Annotated in this window: 19 protein-coding genes and 1 pseudogene; 11 read left to right on the top strand and 9 right to left on the bottom strand. The window is 57.8% G+C overall.

Annotated features, from left to right (window positions below):
• Window positions 1-13: 13 nt before the first annotated feature.
• The gene (locus tag ABTV29_RS20995; protein WP_433766600.1) at window positions 14-889 is read right to left on the bottom strand and encodes a LysR family transcriptional regulator; all 876 of its coding nucleotides are present in this window, start codon (window positions 887-889) and stop codon (window positions 14-16) included.
• Window positions 890-1,000: 111 nt separating this feature from the next.
• On the opposite strand from ABTV29_RS20995, the gene ABTV29_RS21000 reads away from it, so the two are divergent.
• The 3 genes from ABTV29_RS21000 to ABTV29_RS21010 all read left to right on the top strand — a co-directional run bounded on the left by ABTV29_RS21000 (window position 1,001) and on the right by ABTV29_RS21010 (window position 4,451).
• A complete protein-coding gene (locus tag ABTV29_RS21000) occupies window positions 1,001-2,230 on the top strand; it encodes a YbfB/YjiJ family MFS transporter (RefSeq protein WP_433766601.1) in 1,230 nt (409 codons plus the stop codon).
• A 48-nt stretch (window positions 2,231-2,278) separates the two neighbouring features.
• A complete protein-coding gene (locus ABTV29_RS21005; RefSeq protein ID WP_433766602.1) occupies window positions 2,279-3,277 on the top strand; it encodes an NAD(P)H-quinone oxidoreductase in 999 nt (332 codons plus the stop codon).
• Between the two features lie 217 nt (window positions 3,278-3,494).
• Window positions 3,495-4,451 carry an alpha/beta hydrolase gene (locus tag ABTV29_RS21010; protein WP_433766603.1) on the top strand — a complete coding sequence of 319 codons (957 nt, stop codon included), beginning with the start codon at window positions 3,495-3,497 and terminating at the stop codon, window positions 4,449-4,451.
• On the opposite strand, the gene ABTV29_RS21015 is transcribed toward ABTV29_RS21010, so the two are convergent.
• Window positions 4,428-5,468: an AraC family transcriptional regulator gene (locus ABTV29_RS21015; RefSeq protein WP_433766604.1), complete on the bottom strand. Its 1,041-nt coding sequence runs from the start codon at window positions 5,466-5,468 to the stop codon at window positions 4,428-4,430. The two genes, ABTV29_RS21010 and ABTV29_RS21015, sit on opposite strands and share 24 nt — an antisense overlap.
• Window positions 5,469-5,634: 166 nt before the next feature.
• Here ABTV29_RS21015 and ABTV29_RS21020 point away from each other — a divergent pair, with 166 nt between their 5' ends.
• The 4 genes from ABTV29_RS21020 (at window position 5,635) to ABTV29_RS21035 (ending at window position 8,225) form a co-directional block, all read left to right on the top strand.
• Entirely contained in the window at window positions 5,635-6,486 is an 852-nt protein-coding gene (locus ABTV29_RS21020) for a 3-hydroxybutyryl-CoA dehydrogenase (protein WP_433766605.1), read from the top strand.
• Window positions 6,473-7,102, top strand: a complete 630-nt coding sequence (locus ABTV29_RS21025; protein WP_433766606.1) for a TetR/AcrR family transcriptional regulator — start codon at window positions 6,473-6,475, stop codon at window positions 7,100-7,102. Before ABTV29_RS21020 ends, ABTV29_RS21025 begins: the two co-directional genes overlap by 14 nt.
• A 130-nt stretch (window positions 7,103-7,232) precedes the next feature.
• Complete coding sequence (locus ABTV29_RS21030) at window positions 7,233-7,646, top strand: VOC family protein (RefSeq protein ID WP_433766607.1); 414 nt, start codon at window positions 7,233-7,235, stop codon at window positions 7,644-7,646.
• A gap of 141 nt (window positions 7,647-7,787) precedes the next feature.
• Entirely contained in the window at window positions 7,788-8,225 is a 438-nt protein-coding gene (locus ABTV29_RS21035) for a hypothetical protein (RefSeq protein ID WP_433766608.1), read from the top strand.
• A 126-nt stretch (window positions 8,226-8,351) separates the two neighbouring features.
• Here ABTV29_RS21035 and ABTV29_RS21040 read toward each other — a convergent pair whose 3' ends face one another.
• The 4 genes from ABTV29_RS21040 to ABTV29_RS21055 all read right to left on the bottom strand — a co-directional run bounded on the left by ABTV29_RS21040 (window position 8,352) and on the right by ABTV29_RS21055 (window position 13,133).
• A complete protein-coding gene (locus ABTV29_RS21040; RefSeq protein ID WP_433766609.1) occupies window positions 8,352-9,128 on the bottom strand; it encodes a hypothetical protein in 777 nt (258 codons plus the stop codon).
• A gap of 33 nt (window positions 9,129-9,161) precedes the next feature.
• A complete protein-coding gene (locus tag ABTV29_RS21045) occupies window positions 9,162-10,052 on the bottom strand; it encodes a hypothetical protein (protein ID WP_433766610.1) in 891 nt (296 codons plus the stop codon).
• Between the two features lie 25 nt (window positions 10,053-10,077).
• Window positions 10,078-11,511, bottom strand: a complete 1,434-nt coding sequence (locus ABTV29_RS21050) for an MBL fold metallo-hydrolase (RefSeq protein ID WP_433766611.1) — start codon at window positions 11,509-11,511, stop codon at window positions 10,078-10,080.
• Between the two features lie 164 nt (window positions 11,512-11,675).
• Window positions 11,676-13,133, bottom strand: coding sequence for a hypothetical protein (locus ABTV29_RS21055; protein ID WP_433766612.1), 1,458 nt, complete (start codon window positions 13,131-13,133; stop codon window positions 11,676-11,678).
• A 411-nt stretch (window positions 13,134-13,544) separates the two neighbouring features.
• On the opposite strand from ABTV29_RS21055, the gene ABTV29_RS21060 reads away from it, so the two are divergent.
• The 4 genes from ABTV29_RS21060 to ABTV29_RS21075 all read left to right on the top strand — a co-directional run bounded on the left by ABTV29_RS21060 (window position 13,545) and on the right by ABTV29_RS21075 (window position 18,642).
• On the top strand, window positions 13,545-14,771 hold the full coding sequence (locus tag ABTV29_RS21060; RefSeq protein ID WP_433766613.1) for a hypothetical protein: 1,227 nt from the start codon (window positions 13,545-13,547) through the stop codon (window positions 14,769-14,771).
• Window positions 14,772-14,973: 202 nt separating this feature from the next.
• Window positions 14,974-15,180, top strand: a complete 207-nt coding sequence (locus ABTV29_RS21065) for a hypothetical protein (RefSeq protein ID WP_433766614.1) — start codon at window positions 14,974-14,976, stop codon at window positions 15,178-15,180.
• A gap of 149 nt (window positions 15,181-15,329) precedes the next feature.
• Complete coding sequence (locus tag ABTV29_RS21070) at window positions 15,330-15,860, top strand: DUF3016 domain-containing protein (RefSeq protein ID WP_433766615.1); 531 nt, start codon at window positions 15,330-15,332, stop codon at window positions 15,858-15,860.
• A gap of 472 nt (window positions 15,861-16,332) precedes the next feature.
• A complete protein-coding gene (locus ABTV29_RS21075; protein WP_433766616.1) occupies window positions 16,333-18,642 on the top strand; it encodes a class I SAM-dependent methyltransferase in 2,310 nt (769 codons plus the stop codon).
• Window positions 18,643-18,683: 41 nt separating this feature from the next.
• On the opposite strand, the gene ABTV29_RS21080 is transcribed toward ABTV29_RS21075, so the two are convergent.
• From ABTV29_RS21080 to ABTV29_RS21090, 3 genes and pseudogenes are all read right to left on the bottom strand, one after another.
• Window positions 18,684-19,622 carry an NAD-dependent epimerase/dehydratase family protein gene (locus ABTV29_RS21080; protein ID WP_433766617.1) on the bottom strand — a complete coding sequence of 313 codons (939 nt, stop codon included), beginning with the start codon at window positions 19,620-19,622 and terminating at the stop codon, window positions 18,684-18,686.
• A gap of 6 nt (window positions 19,623-19,628) precedes the next feature.
• Window positions 19,629-22,676, bottom strand: a complete 3,048-nt coding sequence (locus tag ABTV29_RS21085; RefSeq protein ID WP_433766618.1) for a glycosyltransferase — start codon at window positions 22,674-22,676, stop codon at window positions 19,629-19,631.
• Window positions 22,677-22,775: 99 nt separating this feature from the next.
• A pseudogene (locus ABTV29_RS21090) lies at window positions 22,776-22,931 on the bottom strand (helix-turn-helix domain-containing protein); the annotation flags it as partial.
• Window positions 22,932-24,064: the final 1,133 nt, after the last annotated feature.

Genomic DNA, 24,064 nt, shown 5'->3' on the forward strand with positions numbered 1-24,064 from the left:
TCGCTCCTACAGGTTATTCGCCGGTTCCGGAAAACCCTTCGACAATCTCATCGATCACCACCCGCACCCTGGCGGTATGCCGCAGGTCGGCGTGGGTCACCAGCCACACGTCATAAGGCAACGACCGGGTGCGCTCCGGCCATAGCCTGACCAATCCATCTCTCTGCCCCAAGTACACCGGAATTTCGCCAATCCCGATCCCCGCCGCGATGGAACGGCGCACCAGCAGGCTGGAACTCAGGCTCGAGACTATCCGTCCGCGCCCCAGCGGTTCACCAACCTGACTCATGTCTCTGCCACTCTGCAAATACGGCTGATACACCACCAGATCATGCCCTTCGAACGCCGATCCCGGCTCCGGGATGCCATGGGCGTCCACATAGTCCTGTGAGGCGAACAGGCCGACCGGCCAGCGGGCGATGCGCCGGGCGATCAGGTCCGGGTTGTCCGGCCTTGTGTTGCGTACGGCGATATCGGCCTCGCGCTTAGCCAGGCTGAGGAACTGTGTCGAGGCGTCCAGTTGCACCCGCACATCAGGATGTTTGCGATGCAGGCGGGCAATGGCCGGAATCAGGAAATCGATCGCCATGGAGTCGGTGGTGGTGACGCGCACCGTACCGGTCAATCGATCGTCCAGGCCCTGGATCCGCCGCTCCAGTTCCAGTGCCGAATGCTCCATTTTCTCCACAGTACGCATCGCTGCTTCACCTACAGCCGTCAGCGCGTAACCTTCGGAAGTGCGCAGGAACAGCGTCGCGCTCAGTGACTTTTCCAATGCCGTGATCCGCCGGCCGACCGTGGCCTGATCCACCCCCAGCACCCGCGCGGCACCGCGCAAGGTCGATTCGCGGCAGACCGCGAGAAACACCCGTGCGTCATCCCAGTTCATGGTCCCTCCATCTGATGCATTTATGCATCTCTATCAAGAGTAATCGCAGCATTATTGCATCGTAGAACGCGGATATGCTGGGCGCCATTGAAACCTGACAGGACAACGTTCATGGCCAGCCCTTCACGTCCTCCCGAACTCCCCCGCAGCAGCATCTGGTTGCCAATTGTCGCCGGCCTCTGCGCCAGCCTGGTCAGCATCGGCCTGGCGCGCTTTGCCTACACGCCGCTGATCCCCTCGCTGATCCAGGCCCACTGGTTTTCCGCCAGCGACGTGGTGACCCTTGGCGCCGCCAACCTGGTCGGCTACCTCATCGGCGCACTGATCGGTCATCCGCTGGCTCGCCGGACCTCGAACAAAACCGCACTGCGCCTGATGATGCTGGCGGTGACCCTGGCGTTTTTCGCCTGTGCCTTCCCGCTGTCGGTCAGTTGGTTCTTTGGCTGGCGCCTGCTGTCCGGGATTGCCGGTGGCGCGATCATGGTGCTGGTGGCGGCGACGGTGCTGCCCCATGTACCGGCCGCGCGCAGAGGCCTGGCCAGTGGCGCGATCTTTCTCGGCATCGGCCTGGGCATCGCCGGTTCAGGGACCCTCGTGCCGCCACTGCTGAGCCTGGGCTTGCAGCAAACCTGGCTGGGCCTGGGCGTGCTGGCGTTGCTCCTGACGGCGGTCAGCTGGTTTGGCTGGCCCTCCTCCACGCCCCATGCAACAGCCACGACGCCAGCCACGGTCACCTCCAAGCCGATGAATCCGGGCGTCTATCTGCTGTTTGCCCAATATGCGCTGATGGCGGCCGGACTGGTGCCGGCCATGGTGTTCCTGGTGGATTACGTGGCTCGCGGCATCGGTGCCGGGCAGCAGGTCGGGGCGATGGTCTGGGTGATGTACGGCCTGGGCGCGATTATCGGGCCGGTGAGCTACGGGTTCCTGGCCGACCGGCTCGGCGGCAGGCTGAGTATTCGAGTGGTGCTGGTGGTGCAGGCGATTGCGCTCGGCCTGCTCTCGGTTTCCAGCACCTTCGCGGCACTGGCATTGCTGGCGGTGATCATCGGCTCGTTTCCGCCGGGCATCGTGCCACTGGCCTTGGCCCGGGTTCATGAACTGATTCCCGAGCATCATCAACAACAGGTCGCCTGGAGCCGCGCCACGGTGTCGTTCGCTACCTTTCAGGCACTCACCGGGTTTGCCTATTCGGCGCTGTTCAACGCCAGTGGCGGACAGCATGCGCTGCTGTTCGTGATTGCGGCGGGGGCGATTGTCCTGGCGTTGCTTCTGGAGTTGGCGGCTCGCCTTCTGCGTCATCCGGATAAACATTCCTGTGGTCGCCCGGCGACCGCATGAATCCATCACTCCCCTACTGAATCGAATTTTTCACTACAGGTATCCAGCATGAAACTGCCCCAAACCATGATCCAGATCGAAATCACTCAGCCCGGCGGCCCGCAAGTCCTGCAACCGCGCCAGGCACCGGTCCCCACGCCGGATGCCGGTGATGTGCTGATCCGCGTGCACGCTGCCGGGGTCAACCGTCCCGATGTGCTGCAACGCGCCGGCCTGTATCCGATGAAACCCGGCATGAGCCCGATTCCGGGGCTGGAGGTGGCGGGTGAAGTGGTGGCTGTCGGCGCCGGTGTCAGCGAATTCGCTATCGGCGACAGGGTCTGTGCGCTGACCAATGGCGGCGGGTATGCGCAATACAGCGCGGTTCCGGCCAGCCAGACCTTACCGATCCCCGAAGGCATGGATTGGCTGCACGCCGCGGCGATTCCGGAAACCTACTTCACCGTCTGGGCCAACCTGTTCGAGATGGGCGGCGCACGCAAGGGCAAGCGCGCCTTGATCCATGGCGGTACCAGCGGCATCGGCACCACCGCGCTGATGCTCTGCCGCGAGTTCGGCATCGAAGCCTTCGCCACGGCGGGCAATGCCGAAAAATGCGCGGTCGTGCGTGAGCTGGGCGCCGAAGCGATCAACTATCGCGAGCAGGATTTTGCCCGGGTCATCGCTGAAAAAACCTCGGGGCATGGCGTCGATGTGGTGCTCGACATCATGGGCGGCTCGTACCTGAACAACAACGTCGCGGCCCTGGCGATGGAAGGCCGGCTGGTGATGTTGGGGTTCCTCGGTGGCGCCGTGGCCAAGGAGATCGATCTGCTGGCGATCATGGCCAAACGCGCCTCGGTCACCGGTTCGCTCCTGCGTTCGCGGACCCGACAAGAGAAAGCCGAGATTGCACAACAGCTGCGTGAAAACGTCTGGCCCGTGCTGGCGGCGGGTCGGTGTCTGCCGATGATCGACACGGTCTATCCACTGGCCGATGCATCGCTGGCCCATGCGCGGATGGAGGCTGGCGATCATGTGGGCAAGATTGTGCTGAGCGTGGATTGATCCCACTGCCGCCGCCCATCCACTGTGGGAGCGAGCCTGCTCGCGATAGCGGTGTGTCAGTCGACAGAGATGTTGACTGTACTGCCGTCATCGCGAGCAGGCTCGCTCCCACAGGGGTTTTGGGCCAGACACAACACTGCGGATTGTCGAAATTATCCCCACCCCCGGCACACATCTGTTAAAACGCGCACTTCCTCTGCGTGCCGGTGCCCTCCCCATGCCTGCTGCCCTTTTCACTCGTCTGCGCCGACGCTGGCTGCCGCTGCTGTGCATGGCTGTGCTGGTGCTCGGCCTGCCGGTGAGTTGCGGCGCGCTCAAGTACAAGGAGCGCGAGCTGTTGTTCCGCATCGAACCGGGCACGGCGAGTTGGTATCGCGGCTTGCCGCAGGATGTTCAGGAGTTCGACATCAAGCCTGCCAGCTTCAAGGCCGGACAAAACCTGCATGCCTGGTGGTGGCCCGCCGCCCGTCGCGATGCACCGTCGATCCTTTACCTGCACGGTGTGCGCTGGAACCTCACCGGCCAGGCGTTCCGCATCGAGCAATTGCGCGCCATGGGGTATTCGGTGCTGGCGATCGACTACCGCGGGTTTGGCCAGAGCAAAGGTGACTTGCCATCGGAAGCCAGTGTTTACGAGGACGCCCGGGCCGCCTGGGAGCGCTTCACGGTGATGCAACCGGACGCCGGCAAACGCCTGATCTACGGTCACTCCCTGGGGGGCGCCGTGGCCATCGATCTCGCAGCGGACCTGGCCGCACAAGCGAAAAAGGAAAAGACCGCGGTGCCGGTGCGCGGCCTGGTGATCGAATCGACCTTCACCTCGCTGGGCGATGCCGTGACCGAAGTGGCCGGCAACAACCTGCCCGTCAACTGGTTGCCGGTGCGTTGGCTGCTCTCGCAGAAATTCGACTCCATCGACAAGATCGTCGACATCGATATGCCGCTGCTGGTGGTCCACGGCCTGGCCGATCCGTTCATGCCATCGCGCTTCAGCCAGCAGTTGTTCAATGCAGCCAACGAACCCAAGCGCCTGCTGCTGATCCCCGGCGGGACGCATAACAACAGCATGAGCCTGGGCGGTAGCGCGTATCGCCAGGCGCTGGAAGGCTTGATGAAAAACAGGCCGCCACAGATCGCGGGACCGAGCGTTTCACGGCCCGCCCAGGACTCCTGAGGCCTGTCCCTCGTCCTGAAACCGCGCCCGATAGCGCCCCGGGCTCTCCCCCGTCCACTTCTTGAACGCCCGATGAAATGCGCTCGGCTCCTGAAAGCCGAGGTGTTCGGCGATGTCGCTGATGCTCGCGCGGCTCTGGCGCAGTTGTTCGAACGCCACCGCGCGGCGCACTTCGTCCTTGATCTCCTGGTAGGAGCAGCCTTCGCGCTCCAGCTTTCGGCGGAAGGTGCTGGGGCTCAGGTGCTGTTCGAGGGCAAAAGCCTGCAGGGTCGGCCAGTCGCTGTAATGGCTTTTACGCAGGCGTTGATGCACCTGTGACGCCAGGCCGTGCTGATTGCGGAAGCGGATCACCAGCCACTGCGGTGCCGTGCGCAGGAACACTTTCAGCGACGCCAGGTCCTGAACCACCGGCAGACGCAGGTAATGACTGGCGAACTCGATCTCGGTGCGCTCGGCGCCAAAGGTCAGGTTCGGCCCCCAGAGCAAGGGATCGTCGCTCAGCGGCAGGCGCTGGTGACGAAAATCCGCACGATCGATGGGAATGCGCCGCCCGCCCAGCCAGCACAGCAGGCTGATCATCAGCACCAGGAAAGTTTCTTCGCCGAAACGGCTGACATCATCGTTCGCCGCGTGGCTGTCCAGACTGATGACCGCGCGTTTGCCGCGCACGGTCAGGGTGCCGCGATAGTCGCGCAGGAACAGGGCGAAATTGGCCAGGCACTGGCGCATGGCTTTATGCAGATCGGGCTCCTGGATCAGCGCCCGGCAAATCAGGGCAAATGCGCCCGGCGGCATGCCATGGGAGTCGAGTCCGAAGAACTCGTCATTCAGCTCACGGATCTGTATCAGCCACAACGCCGCAAAAGCGTTGGCCGGCACCCGCGCCGTGGGCTGCTGCATCAACGCCGGATCCACGCCGGCCTCTTCCAGCACGGCCTGCACCCGCTGCGGCTGATTGCCCAGCCCGTGAATCATTGCCTGCACGAAATAGGCGGCCACCGAGTCCTTTTCCCGCATGTGAACGCAACTCTCCCGATCTTTGGAAATGGCAAAAAACGCCAGCGCCGTTGAACAGTTTCGGCATAGGACAACCGACCTGCCAGCTCTAGACTCGCGGCAATAGTACGCTTTCGACCGCCACCACGGCGAAGGTATCGCAGAGGTTTGAACGAAGGACGGCAACATGAATCTGCAAAACATCGGCGTGATCGGCGCTGGCACCATGGGCAACGGTATTGCGCAAGTCTGCGCCCTGGCCGGTTTCAACGTGACCTTGCTCGACATCTCCGAGAAAGCCCTGGAAAAAGCCATCGCGACCGTCGGCAAAAACCTCGATCGCCAAGTTGCCAAAGAGACCCTGACGCCTGAGCAGAAAGCCGAAGCCCTCGCAAGGATCCGCACCAGCACCGATTACAGCAATCTGGGCCATGCACAGATGGTGATCGAGGCGGCCACCGAAAACCTCGAACTGAAACTGCGGGTGCTGCAGCAGATCGCCGCGCAGGTCAGCGCCGAATGCGTGATTGCCTCCAACACTTCGTCGCTGTCGATCACCCAGCTCGCCGCCAGCGTCAGCCAGCCTGAGCGCTTCATCGGCCTGCACTTCTTCAACCCGGTGCCGGTGATGGGCCTGATCGAAGTGATCCGCGGCCTGCAAACCAGCGACGCCACCCACACCCTGGCGCTGGACATGGCGACGGCACTGGGCAAGACCGCAATCACCGCCGGCAACCGTCCGGGCTTTGTGGTCAACCGGATCCTGGTGCCGATGATCAACGAAGCGATCCTGGTGTTTCAGGAAGGCCTGGCCAGTGCCGAAGACATCGACGCCGGCATGCGCCTGGGCTGCAACCAGCCGATCGGCCCGCTGGCTTTGGCGGACCTGATCGGTCTCGATACCTTGCTGTCGATCCTGGAAGCCTTCTACGACGGCTTCAACGACAGCAAATACCGCCCGGCGCCACTGCTCAAGGAAATGGTCGCCGCCGGTTACCTGGGACGCAAAACGGGGCGTGGCTTCCATGCCTATGCCTGAGCGCTGCTCGCGTTTCGCCGAGTACCGGGACAAGGTGCTGGAGCTGTTTGCCAGCAAGGGTTTCGGCCAGGTCGGCATGCGTGAGCTCGCCACGTGCCTGGGGTTGTCCCCGGGCTCGTTGTATCACCATTACCCGAGCAAACAGCACCTGCTGCTGGACCTGATCGAAGAGTTCTACGAAGAATTGCTGGCCACGCTCGGGCGTATCGAACAGAAGGCGCCGGCCAAGCGTGACCGGCTCAGCAACCTGATCCGCGCGCACCTGAACCTGCACCGCGACATGCCGTGGCACTTCCGTCTGGCGGAACGTGACGCCGGTTGCCTGAATGAAGAACAGCAGGCTCGGGTTCGGCAGTGGCGCGAGCAGTACGAACGGCGATTGCTGAAGATGCTGGTTGCGCGATCCCGCCTGGAGGAGCCGGGGCTGCTGGCCGCCGGGCATGCCATTGCCGCCCTGCTCAACAATGCGCCGAGCTGGATGTCAGCTCACGTTCTGGATGAACAGGCGCAGGACGAGCTACTGGAAAATATGCTGAGTGGCGCGATCGAGCGCGTGCTCGCGCCACGGCGTGCACCTGAAACACTCAAACTGGCAAAACCGTGCCCTATCCTGTAGGAGCGAGCTTGCTCGCGAAAAATCCGCAGGCGCTGCGGGGCATCTGATTTCCCGCGTGATCGATCACGACCATCGCGAGCAGGCTCGCTCCTACGGATCGGTATAACCCTCAACGACCGGGAGCCGAATCATGAAAATCAATCCCTATCTCATCTTCAACGGCGACTGCAAAGCCGCGTTCACCTTCTACGCCCAGTGCCTCCAGGGCCAGCTCGAAGTCATGATGACTTTTGGCGAATCCCCTGCCGCCGAGCATCTCCCCAAGGACCTGCATAACCTGATCATCCATACGCGCCTGTCCGTGGGTGACCAGGCGATCATGGGCTCGGACACTACGCCGGACCGGCCGACCGATGACATGAGTGGCTGTTCCATATCGCTGAATGTCGACAGCATCGCCGAGGCGGAACGGGTGTTTTCGGCGCTGGCGGAGGGAGGCAGTGTGCAAATGCCGCTGGAGGCCACCTTCTGGGCGGCTCGCTTTGGCATGCTGGTTGATCGCTTCGGTGTGTCGTGGATGGTCAATTGCGAGAAAGATCAGTAACGCAGCTCGCCTGTTCGACGATGTTCCACCCGTGATACAGCCCAACCTGGATGGTTGGGCTTTCTGGCAACTCCCCGGTCGTCTGCTAACGTCAACCGTACGCCTCTTGCCCAGCAGCCGATAGCCCGGAGGAGATCCACCATGCCCGCCCTAGCCCCTGCCGCGTCCTGGTCTGCCCGCGTCAAACTATCGCTCCTGGCTGGGGGGCTTATCGCCACGCTGCTCACGCTCAACGGCTGCGCCACCGTCGATGCCCAGACCACCGCTTACGTCGGCGTCGAACACCCGGCACCTACACTGCCCAGCGAGGTCACGGTGCTGCGCTCCGAGCCCCTGCGCCCGCACATTCGCCTGGGTGAAGTGCTGATCGATGCCAGCGTCGACCCTGCCCCACCGATTACCGAAGTCGAGCAAAAACTGCGCGAGGAGGCCGCCAAGCTGGGCGGTGACGCTGTGGTGGTGGTCTATGACCATATCGGTACGGTCGGTGCGTATGCCAGCGGGCCATTGTGGGCGCGGGACGTGAGAGCGGTTGAAGGCCGCAAGCTCAAGGGGATTGTCATCAAGTACAGGTTGTAAGTATCTGGACTGCGACGGGACGGATTACAAAATTTTAAACATGAGCAAGCGGCTGAATTTCTCCAGCCGCTTACGTCTGTGGTTATCCAGTAGTTTTATTTCGGTTTTACTGTGCCACTGATTCAACTAAATATCAGCTGTGTCAACAAAGCCCTTGCTTCGACCAATAAGCTTTTCGCGCAGATTGTCACGAATCCCGGTCAGCACAGCATCGTTGACGGTAATCTTTCCCGAACAGTCCTGAAGTTTGAATTTGTCGGTATGAAACTTGAAAAATAGAACCTGCGTTGTATCCATATTGGCTGTCAGTTCGAATGCCATCAGGGTTATTGCGAACTCGCCTGTCGGCTCCTCCTGTGCAAGGCCGATTTGAAATCTCGAGACCTGGGCGCGCTGACTTTCGCGATTGAAGATGGTTATCCATGGATCATCTTTTTTCATGGATTTCATCGCTTTGATAGTCGCTTCAACGATAAGCCATGCTGTTGAGCCACCGCCAAGCGCCACTGCCGCTACCGCCAGTATCGCATCATGAGTTTCCAGCCCCTCGGTTTCCCCGCTGTAGGATTGAAAATCCTTCGACTGTATGACCCACCCCAGATTCTCCAGAACTTCGAAATAGGCGTTGTACCAATCGAAGACTCCAGTACTGACCGAGGCCTTTTTGTTTGCTGCCAATTGGGCCAGCAACGCGCAATCCACAATATCCTGTCGACGTTCAGCCGATACTCCTTTAACAAACGACAACACCTCGGAACCGACCACGGTTGCCTGGTTTTTTCTGGGATCAAAGCTCAATTGGGGCGCGGCTGCAGCGACCATTCCTATTTGATGCGGCGCTTTCCTGGGTAGCGACAGTTCACTGAGGTACAGGCGGGCAGAACCAACGGTGGTTACACTCATTTCCATGCTCCTTTTGCTTGCGCAAAAAATAAATCAGGGATGAATCCAGAATGAAAATCGCCTGAACTTCGCAGACGTCCACCAAACGCTGCCGCCATACTTGAAATTGCTCGCACCCGCCTGACTTTGCAGCGGAGTGACGACGGCACCGCTCTTCCTGGTTGCAGAGTGTGCTGCCGTTTCCGGAACGACCGCACAGATATGGCCTGACTCGTTCAAATCCACGCGTTGACCCGAAATCAGGCACACGCTGCCCGCATTGGCAGCTTCCTGGAGTTGGTCCACATCGAATGTTCGTGTCCAGCCAAAATCGCCGCCGAACTCTTCAAACCAGTTATTCAGGCTATTGGCGTTCAATTCGCTGACCGTCTGATCGTACTTGACCGGCACGGGATTACCTTTTGCGAGGTCGGATATGGCTTTGCGCGTCCACCAGACCCTCGGAATATAAACACCCGCCAGGCAGCAGTAGTCATACGCATAGATATTGCAGAATGTGACCTTGGTTTTTGTATATCGCGCGTTAGTATCGACCCCTAGCCACTCGATGATCTTCTGCAGGTCTTTGACTTTGGTGCCGTCCTTGCGGGAGGGCATCTGGCTTTCATTCAACGGAAAAGCTCGCCCCTCCGGGGCCGAACGTAAAATCTTGTGCTTTGTCATCAGATGCACGGCGCTGATGTCCGTGACTGATTCTGGCTCCGCTACGGTGCTTTTGGCCTTGAGGAAGTTGCTGTTGACGTACCCGTTTACCGCTACGCCATTGAGTAGCGTACTCACCTGCCACCAGCTTGGGTCACTGCCATCGGCCCCGAGTTTTTCCACAACTTGCCCCTGAGGCAAGGTGGCCAGCCGGGTCTTGGGAGCGACAATCGGCTGACTGCGCAAATTGAGGGAACTGGCGATTACAACGTACGAAGACATACGCACCTCCTGCGCACTTTTGCATTCAATAGGAGATCAGCAACTCCACCCACAACTCGTCCGCGGCATAACTCAGAATGGCGGGTTTGTCGGGATCTGTCGGAGCGGCCTTGAAAGCCTTCAGTTCAGTTGCAGGCTGACCGTCCCCTGAAACAATCCGCTCCCGTGTGCGTTTTTGCAGGGCGCTCAGCAGATCCGGATAGGGCATGTTCCATTTATTGCCCTTGGCAACTTCCGCAACTACGGGAATCATTGCCACCAGGCGGGTGTCGTGCATTTTCTCCAGCCCTTGGGCACGGGCCGTAGCGTTATGGCTGCAATGGTGACCCACTTTGTAGAGTGTGACTCGCGCGAGAATGTCATCGCGGGTCAGCGGTGTGGCGTCCCCGGCAACGACGTTCTTCGGATATGTCTGATCTCCCCAGGAAATCCAGTTCCCGACTTGCGCATCGCCGGGAAAGAGCAGGATCTGTCCATCGGGCAGCTCAAAAGCCAGGACAAGGCTCGTATTGTTGGTATCCGAATCCATTTTCAGGGCCAGGGTTTCCGCCCCGTCGAGCCATTCATCCTCGATGCAACGCCACTGTTCTTCATCGTTGAAATAGCGCTGTTCGATGTTGCCCGGCTCTGCACTCCCTCCACCCGCGCCCATCCGCCCTTTCACCTCTGAGAAAGTACGCTGGTAAGGCCTGGCAAATGGCATGTCGACGTCGAGCAAGTCCTCCCCTTTGAGCCTTAAGGTCCTTTCCTCCAGCGCCACGGCTTCATCCAGGCTGGTCAGGTAAACCTCTTTGCCCGCTCCCTTGCTTGGCAGATCCTTGCGCAATCGTTCTTCCGATCGCGGTGGACCCATGACATAGGTCTTGAGCATTGAAATTGCCTGCGGCCGCACGACATCCCCGGGTTCCAGGTAGCGGGTCGCTCTTACTCCCGCCTTGGCCTTGAGCTTGTCGACCGTGCTGAGTTTGCCTTTGCCGGCAGCCGGTTCAATAAACGCAGACAGGCCACGCACCGTATTCATGCGCGGTTCCATGTGTAGTGCGCTACCACGCTTGCCCAAGGCAGCGACACCGGCCAAAGCCGCTTTGGCCTTCTTGAAGCGGGCATGCAGCGCCACGGCCTGGGGATCATTCAGATTCTCGGTCCAGGCCAGCCAAAGCTCACCGAAACGAAAGTCGTCACCAAAAAAGCGCGCCTGTTCATAGAGAAAACCGGAGAGGTGATCGTGATGCTCATGGGTCAGCACCACCAGATCCAGTACACCATCCGTGGTTTTGTGGATGTCATCGACAATGCGCGTCATTGTCTCTTTGGCACCTGTGACCCCTTGAAGGACACCGCAATCGATCAAGACATGGCGAGTAGATTCCTCCTCTTGAAAGCGCAGCAAGAAGCAATCGCCAAGAATTCCCCGATACATGCGTATCGCCACTTCGCCATGCACATTTGAATACGTCATGGCGTCACACTCCGCGGTGGGTCATGGCAAAGGGATTGTCTCCCGGGCGTGGAGCCCGATAGGTCAATGCAAGCCCGTCGTTTCCGCCTTGCAGGAAGTTGCGCTGAGCTTCCAGGCGTTGCTCGTCATCAATACGCTTGCGGATGACATACCGCAGGGAGCCATCACGCAGATCGATTATCAGCGTGGCTCCTCCGCGGAAAACGAAATCCGGAGTGCCCTGGCGGGCGCGCTGTAAAGCCTGACTGTCTTCCTTGGCTTGCCGCTCGCCATCCAGGTAACCGCGACGCCGCTGAGTAATTTCCACTACCAACTGCCTCAGATCCTGCCCGTCGGGCCCCGCCCGGCGACAGCTGCGCACCGAGTGAACCTCCACCGCCGGTCGAACACCATCGCCTCCCACAAACAACGAACCCTGAATTGCGCCTTCCGCCGGGCGAGCCATGAAATAAAAGATCGGTATCAGCCGTGACTATCGCCCGCAGAAATTCGCCAAAGTGCACATCAACCGGGGGCAAGTAGTCCAGTGCCCTTATGCACATGCGTAATACATGGTCCGCTGCCTTTACCGCTTCGCGGGTCAGGCGGGCGATGAGCTCTGCCGACAGATTGGCCGTTGACCCCTTGTCGAGCCCCGCGATGCGAAAGAGATCTGTCGTGCGTTGCTGATAGATGGTGACGAAGGCATCGAAAACCGCGGCCACAAGGATAGCGCCGCGCTCATGGGGTTCGCTCAACTGCGCCAGTCGTGCGGGGTCAGGCAAGCCGTCCGCGCCCTTTTCGTCGATGGCATCGCGCAGCGCTGCATAGCGCCCTGAAGCCTCTCCGAACTGGCGAGCCAAACCGCTCAACCAGGAACGCTCACTCAAATCACCACGACGTGCTGCCAGTTGGCTGGACACGACCTCCGGCAAGGTGAAATGCATCAACAGGGCGACAATGTCAGCAAAGGCTTCGTGAAAGGCCAGGCTATCGACACTGGTTGACTCGATGTAACGCCGATGCAGCCCGTCGAGGATGGCATGGGTCGTTTCATGCGCAACAATGTCGTGGGACAGCGCCGTGAAGATCCAGCCGCCAGGTAGATTGACCCCGGCGTCACTCAGGGACGCCTTGAAGTAGCCAAACAACAACGCCTTCTTGTCCGGGCTGTAATAGGCATTAGCCTCACGCAAGGCATGGGGGTAGATGCGCAATCGACGTACAAACAAGTACTCCGACTTGCCCGTTTTCTTGTCCTCAACCCATCTGGGCGACCAGAACACTTTGCGCCCCAACGCCCGTTCAAACACCCTGATCGTCTTCATCGCCACGGCGAAAACCATCTGCTGGTGGAATCGCGGGTCGCCCTCGGAAGGTGCCAAGCCGTCCTGAGCCAACAAATGCGGGTCATTGAGGTCCACCGGCTTGTAGAACTGGCCGCTGGTTGGATCGACATCGATGACTTCCAGATACTCATTAACGGGCCCCGGTAAAACACTGGCCTCCCAGCGCTCCTCCCAAGGCAATTCGATGGTGGCATGGTTGATCCGCACCGTTTCCATTTGAGTGGAAGCCTGTGGATCGAAGGCATATACCCGCAGCCTGCGCAGCGCTGGCGGAGCGTAGTCGGACCTTTCCACTCGAGATCTCCTTTTCTACCAAGGAAGCTCGAACTACGATCGCGAGCCTGCTAACGAATTCAATCAGTGCGATAATTTCAAGAGTTGACGTTTGGTACTAGTGCTCATAAGCATTATTTCTAAAATATCCAACTATCAATAAACCACCACCCGTCATTCAAGTTGCCGAGCTGATAACTGTCAAAGAAAACAACATATGAAATTTCGCTATTTATATTATTACCAGGCAACCAAACTAACTTACAAGTGATAACTTATCTTTACACCTGTCTCACAGCAATTACGAAACTTGCCAATTCTCCACTTGCGATTATATTTCCATGAACTTCATACACCTCCACGCGTATGAATTTCGACCGTTTCTTCATCGGTTCCACATTCACGTGCAATGGGTAACGCAGGAGAAAAATCATGGCAATCACAGGGCAAGGATGGGAGCTGCTCGTCCAGCGTGAAAGCGTGCAGAAGTCAGGCGGCAAGAAACGCACCTATGGTCGCTACCAGGTTTTTCTCGATGGTGCAGAAGTGGCCGAACTTTCAGGGAACATGTGTGAAAGTCCGGGGCCTGGCGATAACAAGCGTGCCAATAACGGCAAGCGTATCGAACCGGGTCGCTATCCCATCTGGACTCAATTTGGCCGCTATCGCTCTATAGGTTATTCGCAGAATTTGTCCGTTCCGGGTGACGCCCCGATGCCGGCCATTCTTATCGCGGCTACCGAGAAAAGGACGGGCATACTGATTCACCCTGGCCATCCGCCGACGCTCTATCTGTCCAGCACAGGCTGCTTCAATCCGACCAGCCCGCTGACTGCCGACCAGACGATGGAGTACTTTGACTCGCGCCGCCGTGTGGTCGATCTGATTGAAAGCCTGCGACAGTTCGCCCCCGATGCTTTCAAACATGAAGTCATGTCGCGCATTCAGGGAGCGTATCTGGTCGTCGAAGGTGAACCAGCGGAGTCCGTGGCCGCCCCACCCGCCCGGCGTGTAGGCGCAGCTCTCGCGATTGCCGAGCCGGCGTCATTGCCCCTGTCAAAAAAAGCAGCATTGGCCTGCGCCGACTGGTTGATGACGAACTTCGGCGAGCAGTTGAAGGCCGCCGTTCGGGCCAAGCCATATAAAACTGAACATCTATGCGCGATCGTCTGCCAGGAAACGGCATTCAAATGGCTGAAATGGACCGATACACACACTTCTGAAACGATTATCGAGCGCTGCGTGTTCGATGCCAGTGGTGATTTCCCTGGCTCACCGCGCGGTGCCTTTCCCAAGAACACCGCTGAATTCGAGGCACGTTACGGTGCTGATCTGACAAATATGTTAATCGAAGAAGCCAATAAATCACGCCGCCTGCAGGGCTGGGGTGACAAGCCCTGGGTCTATAAAGGTTACGGAATTTTTCAGTACGACCTTCAACACATAAAAAATGCTCCGGACTTCTTCCGTGAGAAACAGTGGTACGATTTTTCAATATGCCTGAATCGGGCTTGCATGGAGCTCGATGAAAAACTTGTCGCTAGTGGAGGTGAACTATGGGGTGCGATACGACGCTACAACGGACAGGGCAAAGCCGCTGAACAATACGCAAGTAATGTAAAAGTCTTCACAGCGTACTGTAAGGAAGTAACGGGGTAACTAAGACCCAATAGCAGCCCGGCACAGACAGATCCATTCGTCGCAACCCCAATCCGCTAGCGGAATTAACGGCCATGCTTGGCTTACGGCTTGCACAGGCGGGCGTAGCGGCCACAGAACGACATATTTCTGACACGGCAGCACTTCAAACTAACGCTTAAGGACACCAGCAGCACGCTTGGTCAGTCACCGGAGATGTAACGTGTCAACTCTCAATGAAATCGCAGCGAACCACGCGAGAATGGCCAGGGCAAAGGAAGAGGAGGCGATCCGGTTGAACGAACGACCGCTTCAGATTGTGGGCAACATTGAAGTCCCGTCGCTGGAAAATCAGCAGACGGTACCGTTGCATTTGATTGCCGGGGCGCAGGATGGACTGAGTGCGCAGGTGGTTGGGTTTTTGATCTGATCTACACAGCCGCACGGAATATGCCGGGGTGGCGCATTTCGCTGGCTTTGGCGGTTTACGCAATGCTTCACTTAAGCGCCGCGACATACACCTTGAGCGTAAAATGAACGGGTGCAGCACGCATTAAATGCTGCACCTGGAGATGTGTCATGCGCCCAACAATCACTTGCACCCTGATCGCACTGCTACCGCTGCTCATGGTGCCAATTGCCAATGCAGCGTCTTCGGTTGAAGTCGACTTCAAGAACCCCGAAAAATTCACCGATGCCAGCCTCGACAGCCCGGGCTATGAACGGGGTGCAGATACTTATGTCATGAAAGAGCTGCGCAGGTACATCCAGAAACTGGGCGAGCGCTACCTGCCACCGGGTCAGCAGTTGCAAATTGAAATACGCAACATCGACCTGGCCGGTCGCTTCGAACCCTGGCGGCCCTATGCCTATGAGGTGCGCTTCATGCGCGACATCACCTGGCCGAGCATCGACCTGCATTACGTGCTCAAACAAAATGGCCAGATCGTGAGCCAGGCCGACGCCAGGGTCATTGATCAGCTCTACCTGCAACGCCCGGGGCGCGCCAACAGAAGTGACCGCCTCTACTCCGAGAAAGCCATGCTTTCGGACTGGTTCCTCAGGCAATTCGCCGGACAGCATCAGGTCACGCAAATGCCACGCACATGAAAAAGCCCAACCTGAAAGGTTGGGCTAAGTCATTGAAAAATATGGTCGGGGCGGAGTGATTCGAACACTCGACCCCTAGCACCCCATGCATGAAAATGGGCGCAAGGCCCTGTATTTACTGGCTCTCTCTGGTGCTCGCTGCAAACGGTGCCTTACTGAGCCAAGCAGGAATTAGTCAATCCCCGAAAAAGTCCCCATGCCTTTTGGCTCATCTCCGGCTTCCTGCCGACCTTAAAAAGTTTAAGGTGGTGGCCCGTAGAGGTGGATTTTCGCAGCCATTTACCATCTATACCTCACGTCCCATTGTGGTAACTTTCGTCTTCCAAAACATTCGCTCGCAGCGACGGAGAAGTATGAAATAGACGGCAGATTTGATCGTACTTTTGATCTGCTGCCGTTAATGACAGCGCTGATGAAGTAGTGGCTGAAAAATATCGGGCTACTTCAGGCCATCCTAAAGGGGGACAATTGATTGAACTTAGAATACAAGCGGCTTTCCATTGAAATGGTCGGATCGCAATTGGCACAGTCGCCTTCGTTTATTAGCGAAGACTACTTAAATCGCCTAGGGGCATATCTTAGAGCGTCTCCGTCCGTCGTCATCGTCGATTTGGGCGTTCACGCCAGCCCAACCAGCCATCCCTCGTTCGTGCATTTCGCCCGAAGCGTGGGCAGTATTCTGAAAGGCCGTAGTGGTGTGCTAGCCGTGTGGTGCGACGCGACGACCGAGTGCGCAAAGCTCGAGGCGGTGGCAGAATCGATCAGCCCGATCTTAGCTGTGCCTCTTCCGCACGCAAACCGACTGGATTGCGACGCACTTGCGACAGGGCGCAATGTTGTAGTTTTCGACGCGGATTGTCCTGACTCGCACAGCCTTGGCGTGCCTTTCGCTGTGCGCCCAGACACTTCCGTTTTCGCACAGACTGAAGCAATTCGGGGTGGATGCCCAATCGTCGAACAAAAAGCGCTGTTCATCGACGTCGACGGGAGCGAATTCGCATGTCCTCGCCAAATGTGGATGGCAGATCCGTTGCTGGCACAACCACAAGACGGTCCTTCGAATCAAGCATCCACCGCGCGATGGCACGCGTTGCGGCATTCGCTGCGCCTCGACAGGCGCGACCAGGCTATGCGATCCTGCGCAGACTGTTGCTTTTCGTATCAAGAATGGATTGACGACGCGCAGCTCCGGTCGTTTTGGATGTCCCAAGATGACAGCGGCGAACTCGTGGACGCGGATGAACGCGAGCACCTGTTCGGCAAAGCCATTCCAACGCCGCAACGTATCGTCAAGGTCGACCTCGGTTGCGGGCCGGTGAAGCGCCGTGGCTTCACCGGCATAGACCGCTTTCCGCTTCCAGGCGTCGACATAGTCGCTGATATAAACAAAGACATCCCACTGCCAGATGACTCCGTCGATTATCTCGTGGCTTCGCATTCACTCGAACACTTCGATGATTTGCCCCACGTGATTCACGAAATACATCGCGTCTGCAAAGACCGGGCGCTCGTCACTATCGTTGCGCCCTACTCCGCCACAGGCCTCAATCTCGCCAACCCATACCACACTCAAGTCTTCAACGAACATACCGCACGATTCTTCACCAATGCCACCGAGACCGCACTGGAGCGCTCCGAGTTCGACTTCCCATCTGCGAAAGACTGGGGGCTCGCTTCTTCGGACCATAGCAACTGGAGAGCGGATCTGCGGCTATTGAAGTGCGAATTCTTCTATATGCCTGCTTACCGTGGCCTCGACGAATCTGCAAAACGAGTGTTACGGCAATCGCTTAACGATGTTTGCGAGCAGATGCTGCTGCAGTTGCTAGTCGTCAAGTCACCGATCAGTAAAGTTGAGTTTGAGGAGCTGTCGCGCACGACCGTATTCCAGGAGCCACCGGCCGTTACGGCTCGCCGTAACGAAGAGAGGGTGTCCGGTGCGCCGAATCATTTTACGCAGTTGATGGAAGTGCCTGATTCAGTATCCAAACTCCACAGCGACCTGCAGGCGGCCCGATCCGAAGCCTCACTCGTTTCGAAGCGGGTCACGGCTGTCAACGCAGAACTCATTCGACGCGACCAGGCGCACGGCAAAAAAATCGGCGAGTTAGAGCAAGCTGTCGCAGCATTACGCAAACTGTGGGACGAGCGCCAATCTGCGTTAGGCGGTACGACCGCGCCGTCGGCCGATCACGTCGGTACGCCCGTTTATGACCCTGCCCAGAGCCAAGTTGTTAGGGCAATGCTATGGCGCGAACACGAAAGCGGGCCATTCAGCCGCCGCGTGCGCCTGTTCCGCCAACGCGCCCAGAATCTGGCTCCTTTGATCGCACCAAACTTCGAGCCGCTGAAACAATTCGGAAATTGCCAAGGCTGGATCGAAACGGGCCTTCGTTTGCAGGAGAGCGAGCTTTGGCGTAGTGGACAGGAATGGATTTACGATCTTCCCGTTGATGGTGGCTCTCTCGCAGGCATCCGTTTAGCGTTGACTACACGCTTCAAGCCAACCGTTCCAACGCCTTTATTCGAATACGCGATTTGGTCCGCAGACTCCACTATGACTCTCGCGAGAGGACAGTTGATTGCTTGCGGCGACTTGTCGCTCGCGCCACTGATGCTGCATTTCGCACCAATCAACACCGTTCCCGGCTTCGTTCGAGTTAGACTACTTGGGCTGCCAGCGGTCGAATCGCTGGGTATTCGCACGATCGAGTGGCGCGAGCTAACCACATTGCGGCGGGTCCGCTCCAGACAGTTGTTCGCCGAACCGCTATACGACTGAACATGAACGGCGGCGACGTGGAGAATGTCGCCGCCAATTTATTACCTGGCCCAGGCTATTTTCCGTTGATACGTCATGGCAATGCCCTCCTCCAGAGTCACCCTCGGTGCCCACCCTACGGTCTCACGCAACAGCGAACAATCAATCGAGCTCCGGGCGACGCCTTGATAGCAGTTCTCCGTAAACTCATATCGGTGCCTTCCCTCAGTGATAAGTTCAATGATCGTCAAGACTTCGCGCAACGAGTGGCTTTCGGACTGCCCGACGTTAAAGATCGAACTCGGTCGCTCGTCCTCCGTTAACAGTGCCAGCACCGCGCGCACGATGTCATCCACAAAAATGTAATCGCGCTGCACGTCGAGACTGCCCCAGACCTGCGAAACCACACCACGAATGGCGTCATCGAGAAAATGGTCGATCACGCCCTGCGGTACTAGGCGAGGGCGGGCGTTTCCATACACATTGGAGATGCGGAGGATATCACTGCGAATTTTGAAGACGTCATTGTAGAAGCGAATGGTTTGCTCAGCGAGGACTTTGCCGAGCGCGTACGCGGAAAGCGGCTGAACCGGCGTCGATTCGCGTGGCGCGCTTTCGCATGTGCCGTAAATTGCCCCCCCAGTCGAGGGAAAGACAAATCTCGCAACCGGATTGTGGTGAACAAGCGCGTTCAAGACATTCGACAGCGGCGGCAGCGAGTCCCTAAATTCGATCGCTGGATCATTGCCTGAAGTCGCCGGAACCGATGTTCCCGCAAAATACAGGACAGCCACCACGCCTTTCACCGCATTTTCGAGTCCGTGTCCAGTCACCAGGTTGCCGGGGGCCAGCTCGCTCACCCACTTCTGCGCGTTGGGTTGCGCGCCATCCTCGCGAATGAACGCGCGAACGAGGTAGCCGTGAAGCGGCAACATTGAAGCGATAGCGGTCCCGATCATGCCGGACGCGCCAATCAACAGCACGGTTGGTTTATCTGTCATCGAAGATTACGCCTCTGACATACGTGGAACTGCCTTTGGCCGTAGTGCCTCCCCAAAATTGCTGCCCTCGAACATCAGAGACACAAGTGCGCTCGTTGTCGCGTGTTGAGAGTAGTCTCGTGCGAGGATAGCCTGAGTTTGGCGCACACGATCTGCCCAATTTGCGCGGTCGTCGATTGCCCGACGCAGCACAGCCACGATGCCATCCACCGACGCATCGTATGTCAGGTAGCCGGTTTGCCCGTCCTTCAAGATCTCATCGATGCCACCGCTGAGTACGGCGACCCCCACCAACCCACTGCGCAGCATCTCGAGCATCGTCTGAGGCATGCTTTCGTCAAGCGAAGCGGAAAGAATGATGTCGTTACCTGCCGCAACCTCCCCCAGTTGGACGAGCCCAAACCGATGCACCCGCTCAGCCAGACCCAGTTGAGCGATCTGTTCGTCAATCTGGCAAACGTAGTCGTCGAGCATCGACAGAGCGTATCCATAGATATTCAACGTGATGTCGTAACCAGCATCACGTAGCTTCGCTGCGGCCAGCACGGCTTCAAGTTGCCGCTTTCGCGGTTGCAGCGTTCCGCCGATGGCGATGTGCACAGTACCGTGCCCTGGCAACGCCCGGGTCGGAGCGGCGATACTCGCATCGAGCGGAAGCGTGGTCCGAACAACCTGCGCGGGTCCTTCGAGCACCTGCGACAGATAGCCAAGTGACCAATCACAGTCTGATAGAACACCATTGACTCGTCCGCGCAGGTATGACAAGTCGGTAATGTCATATGCGGACGGCTGAAAAAGCGCCATATAAAGGCTCCCGGTCCCCGCAAGTAGTGTGCGGACCGCGGCAAACACCGGCATAAACCCGGAGCACATCACCGTTTCGATCCGAAGTTCGTCTAGGAACGCTCGGAGGCGCTCAGTTTCCTGAGTTCGCTGGCTGTCATTGCGATACAAGAACGAATTTCCCGGCGCATATGGTGCGCGCTCCGCGGCCGCCAGTCCATTTCGCTTGAGCCAGCCATCGATTTCGGCCAACCCGGACTCTGAGCCGTACACGCTCTGCTCTGGAACAAATACACGAACGTGCGCCCCAAGGCGCGAAAGGTTACTCGCAAGGCTCAGCCCATAAACCTCTGAACCAGAGAACATTTCGCTGTTCAGAAATACGCCGATTGTCGGCACATTGGTGGCATTCCGATGAATCGTGACAAGGCGGACGAAGTTACGCATCCATTCCCCGAACGCTTCGAACTCCGCTGCGTTGGCGTTCAAGAAACGCCCCGTGGTCGACATCAGCTCTACACGATTGTCCAGAGCCATCGAGGCAATACCGAAGCGCTCTAGCGCAGGAAGCCGATCATAGTCCGCCATATCGATAGCGACGCAGACGTCTTCGCGCACCTGAACCAGCGCTCCTAGCGATTCCCAGCTGGGCCGCACATGGGCATTAGCAGTTACGGCATGATTCGGGGGAACGACCCGCTCTCTTGCGTCCGGCAGGCATCCCTCGGAAACATCGAATGTGACTAATTTGTCTTGCCGCAAACCCACCGCCTGAGCATCGGACATTTTCCACAAAGTAGCGGGTAGCGTGGGCAAATCGACGCGGGCACAGGAGGCGTCCAGTGAAGCATGCTGTGCCTCGGAACCAATGAACATCGTCGAAGCGGTGGCGAGTTGGCGCGCGACATTTCGCTGATCATTGGTCATGACGGTTCGCTGCTGTGCGAAGTAGGCGTATCCTTTAAAAGTCGACGCCACATCACTGTTGCTGCCAAAGTCGCGCAAATTGACTTCATTCTCGCCCGCTTCGTCAGCTACAGCCAGCCCGTGTCCAGCAAGGTACACAATCGGTACACCCGCGTCCTGGAATGCCCGCACGCACTGCACGGCTGAGACATAGGCGCAATCGAACAGCATCAGCAGGTCGATATCCTTCGGCTTGAACGCCGAAAGGTTCCACTCCGGCGTGTTCAGCACGATCAAGCCGGGGTCTCGCCGCAATTCACTAAGCCAAGTTCCCACCCATGCGTTCGCCACATTGCTGACAACGAGGATGCGCCGGCGCGCTGGGCCATCGAACCTGGCAAACTTCGCGTTCGGCATGATTACGGATTGTCGATTGGTGAGCGCGACAACACGGTCACTGTTTTTCCTTCGGTAGAACGGCTCATAGAACGTCTTGACCACTTCCAACCACTCGCCCGTATCTCGCAGATAAGGGAAAAATGGCGTCGGATCGAGCACATCGATATCTACGATACGCTCGGGCGTCAGTTTCTTGCTTCTTTCCGAAAAATACCTCTCGTCCATCATATAGCCATAGGCGACCTTGACGTCCCAGGCGATGGTGTTGCCAAGTGAATTGGGAGATATTAGTCCGTATTCAACCGCGCTGATCGTGTCAAGATGGACGAACTTCGCACCAAGGCGCAACGCACGAAGCCAAAGGTCCCAATCGCAGACACGGCGTAAAATCAGGTGCGGATCGTACAAGCCAAACCGCTCGAAGAACGAACGGCGCACCAACACCCCGCCGTTCGGAATCGTATTCAGGTTGCGCATCAACTCGATGGTCTGTGGCCATCCACCGAGAAAAAATGACTCGCCGTTATTAGTCAGCATCTCGACATTCGTGATGATCACGTCAGCGTCGCTGGACTCAAGTATCTGCCAAGCCTTTTCGAGAAAGTCCGGCGCCAATACGTTGTCATCGAACAGGAATGCGATCGCGTCACCTCGCGCACGCATGATGCCTTCATTCGTGCGCACGCCTGGAAGACCGCTATTCAGGTCATGGCGGATGTAGACGATGCGATCGTCGCGTAGCGCCGCATCGGTCAGAACGGCCTGGGAGCCGTCGGTCGAGCCATCGTCGATGATGATGTGCTCGAAATCGGCGAACGTTTGCACAGCAGCGGAGTCCAGGCACCGTAGCAGCAGACCCTCGGCATTACGGCAGTATGTTGGTGTAACGATGCTGATCTTGGGCTGGTAATGCGAGCGTCCAGCGCTGATCACCTGAGCATCAGCAATGATGCTTGAGACTTTCATATCTTTAAGTCCAATCGAAAAACTGTAATGGAGGTATGCCCGATTCGGAGCCTCTAATCCTTTCTGGCGGACTCTGCGACTGGCGGCGAATCATGATAGCTTACATTGCAGATCCGCTAGTATACGAATGCCCGTTGCAGCGTGGAATGCATCGGCTAATTCAGCTTGGCTGGAGAAGGGATGAGTATGTGCAAGCTTGACCAGCAGTGGATACTGCTCTGCAGCAATCGCGGGAGGGCGTCCGGTTCGAGGCATGACTTCATGGCCATCCAGGCAGAAGGAGCACTGAGTTTAGTTTATTTTGTCTACACCCTCTTAGGCATAGATAAAGTCAAGGCTCAGCGATTGCACTGAAATGGTCTCTTCGAGTCGTGAACAAATCCCCAAAAAGGGGTTAACGCACCCTACATTTGAGGCTCAGCCACCCTAAGGCCGATTCACCTATCGAAGTAATGAATTACCGATCCAACGCTGGTAATCTCGCCGCCACGTTCGCCAGACATTAAGGGATGGAGGCGAAAATAGAAGCCCCGAGGCCGCGAACCTTCGGTGCTTTGCATTTCTGCCCCATGACGCAGGAGTTACTTTGCGACATCAAAGTCTGGGATGCTGCATAAGAATCTTCAAGGCCCTTTTTAATCGAAGCCTTGAGCTACAAATCAGCCCCGAAAAGCAGCACCTTTTGCGAGTCTTTAGAACCCAATAAACATAGGTCCAAACGGTTGCGTTTTGGGGAAGAATTCCCCCGCTGCAAATCTCACCTCCGGCGTCTTGCCGACCGAACACAATCCCAATCAATGCAATCGAGGCGCCGGATCCCCTAGCGCCTGGCGCTGATACTCGTTGAGTGCAGTGAATAATGCTTCCACTTCTAGACGCAGCTTCTCTACTTCCTCTGCTGGTTGCGGGCACTGAACTTCGCGGTACCGCCGCAAGGCTTCCACTGCACGCACCACCCACGGCTCGCCCGCCTTCATCCTGTCGCCCAAGCGTGGACCCTCCTTATTTCGAAGGATTCGACCGAGAGGCTTGCTGCATAAGGCTCTAATCGCGCAGAGCCTTATGCAGTAAAGGTTTGATGGCGATACTTAGACCACTCATTCGTTTTCGTCGAAGATACGTCCACGCGAATACAAGCAGCCGTCCATTTATCCTCCTACACCCAAACCTACGCCGCGCTGTTTTGCGCGGGCCATAGAAATACTGTTCGTCTACACAGCATAGAAAGGGGGCGTCGATGAGGCTTTCCAATCGGATCTCGGGAAGCATCATTGCCAGAAATTCGAGCATTAGGACGGCGATGTCGCGGGCGGAAGACACGCACTTTGCGTGCGAAGCTGAGGGAGTCAGGTGACGGCGATGCCCGAGCGCGGATGTGCGAGCGACCG

The sequence above is a fragment of the Pseudomonas putida genome (genome assembly GCF_050989985.1).
Classification (GTDB): Bacteria; Pseudomonadota; Gammaproteobacteria; order Pseudomonadales; family Pseudomonadaceae; genus Aquipseudomonas; species Aquipseudomonas putida_AI.

Coding starts and splice junctions, on each gene's coding strand:
- ABTV29_RS21060 (WP_433766613.1), top strand. CDS start 13,545: ATGGCAATCACAGGGCAAGGATGGGAGCTGCTCGTCCAGCGTGAAAGC.
- ABTV29_RS21045 (WP_433766610.1), bottom strand. CDS start 10,052: ATGTCTTCGTACGTTGTAATCGCCAGTTCCCTCAATTTGCGCAGTCAG.
- ABTV29_RS21020 (WP_433766605.1), top strand. CDS start 5,635: ATGAATCTGCAAAACATCGGCGTGATCGGCGCTGGCACCATGGGCAAC.
- ABTV29_RS21080 (WP_433766617.1), bottom strand. CDS start 19,622: ATGACAGATAAACCAACCGTGCTGTTGATTGGCGCGTCCGGCATGATC.
- ABTV29_RS21005 (WP_433766602.1), top strand. CDS start 2,279: ATGAAACTGCCCCAAACCATGATCCAGATCGAAATCACTCAGCCCGGC.
- ABTV29_RS21030 (WP_433766607.1), top strand. CDS start 7,233: ATGAAAATCAATCCCTATCTCATCTTCAACGGCGACTGCAAAGCCGCG.
- ABTV29_RS20995 (WP_433766600.1), bottom strand. CDS start 889: ATGAACTGGGATGACGCACGGGTGTTTCTCGCGGTCTGCCGCGAATCG.
- ABTV29_RS21015 (WP_433766604.1), bottom strand. CDS start 5,468: ATGCGGGAAAAGGACTCGGTGGCCGCCTATTTCGTGCAGGCAATGATT.
- ABTV29_RS21085 (WP_433766618.1), bottom strand. CDS start 22,676: ATGAAAGTCTCAAGCATCATTGCTGATGCTCAGGTGATCAGCGCTGGA.
- ABTV29_RS21070 (WP_433766615.1), top strand. CDS start 15,330: ATGCGCCCAACAATCACTTGCACCCTGATCGCACTGCTACCGCTGCTC.
- ABTV29_RS21025 (WP_433766606.1), top strand. CDS start 6,473: ATGCCTATGCCTGAGCGCTGCTCGCGTTTCGCCGAGTACCGGGACAAG.
- ABTV29_RS21035 (WP_433766608.1), top strand. CDS start 7,788: ATGCCCGCCCTAGCCCCTGCCGCGTCCTGGTCTGCCCGCGTCAAACTA.
- ABTV29_RS21010 (WP_433766603.1), top strand. CDS start 3,495: ATGCCTGCTGCCCTTTTCACTCGTCTGCGCCGACGCTGGCTGCCGCTG.
- ABTV29_RS21000 (WP_433766601.1), top strand. CDS start 1,001: ATGGCCAGCCCTTCACGTCCTCCCGAACTCCCCCGCAGCAGCATCTGG.
- ABTV29_RS21040 (WP_433766609.1), bottom strand. CDS start 9,128: ATGAGTGTAACCACCGTTGGTTCTGCCCGCCTGTACCTCAGTGAACTG.
- ABTV29_RS21050 (WP_433766611.1), bottom strand. CDS start 11,511: ATGACGTATTCAAATGTGCATGGCGAAGTGGCGATACGCATGTATCGG.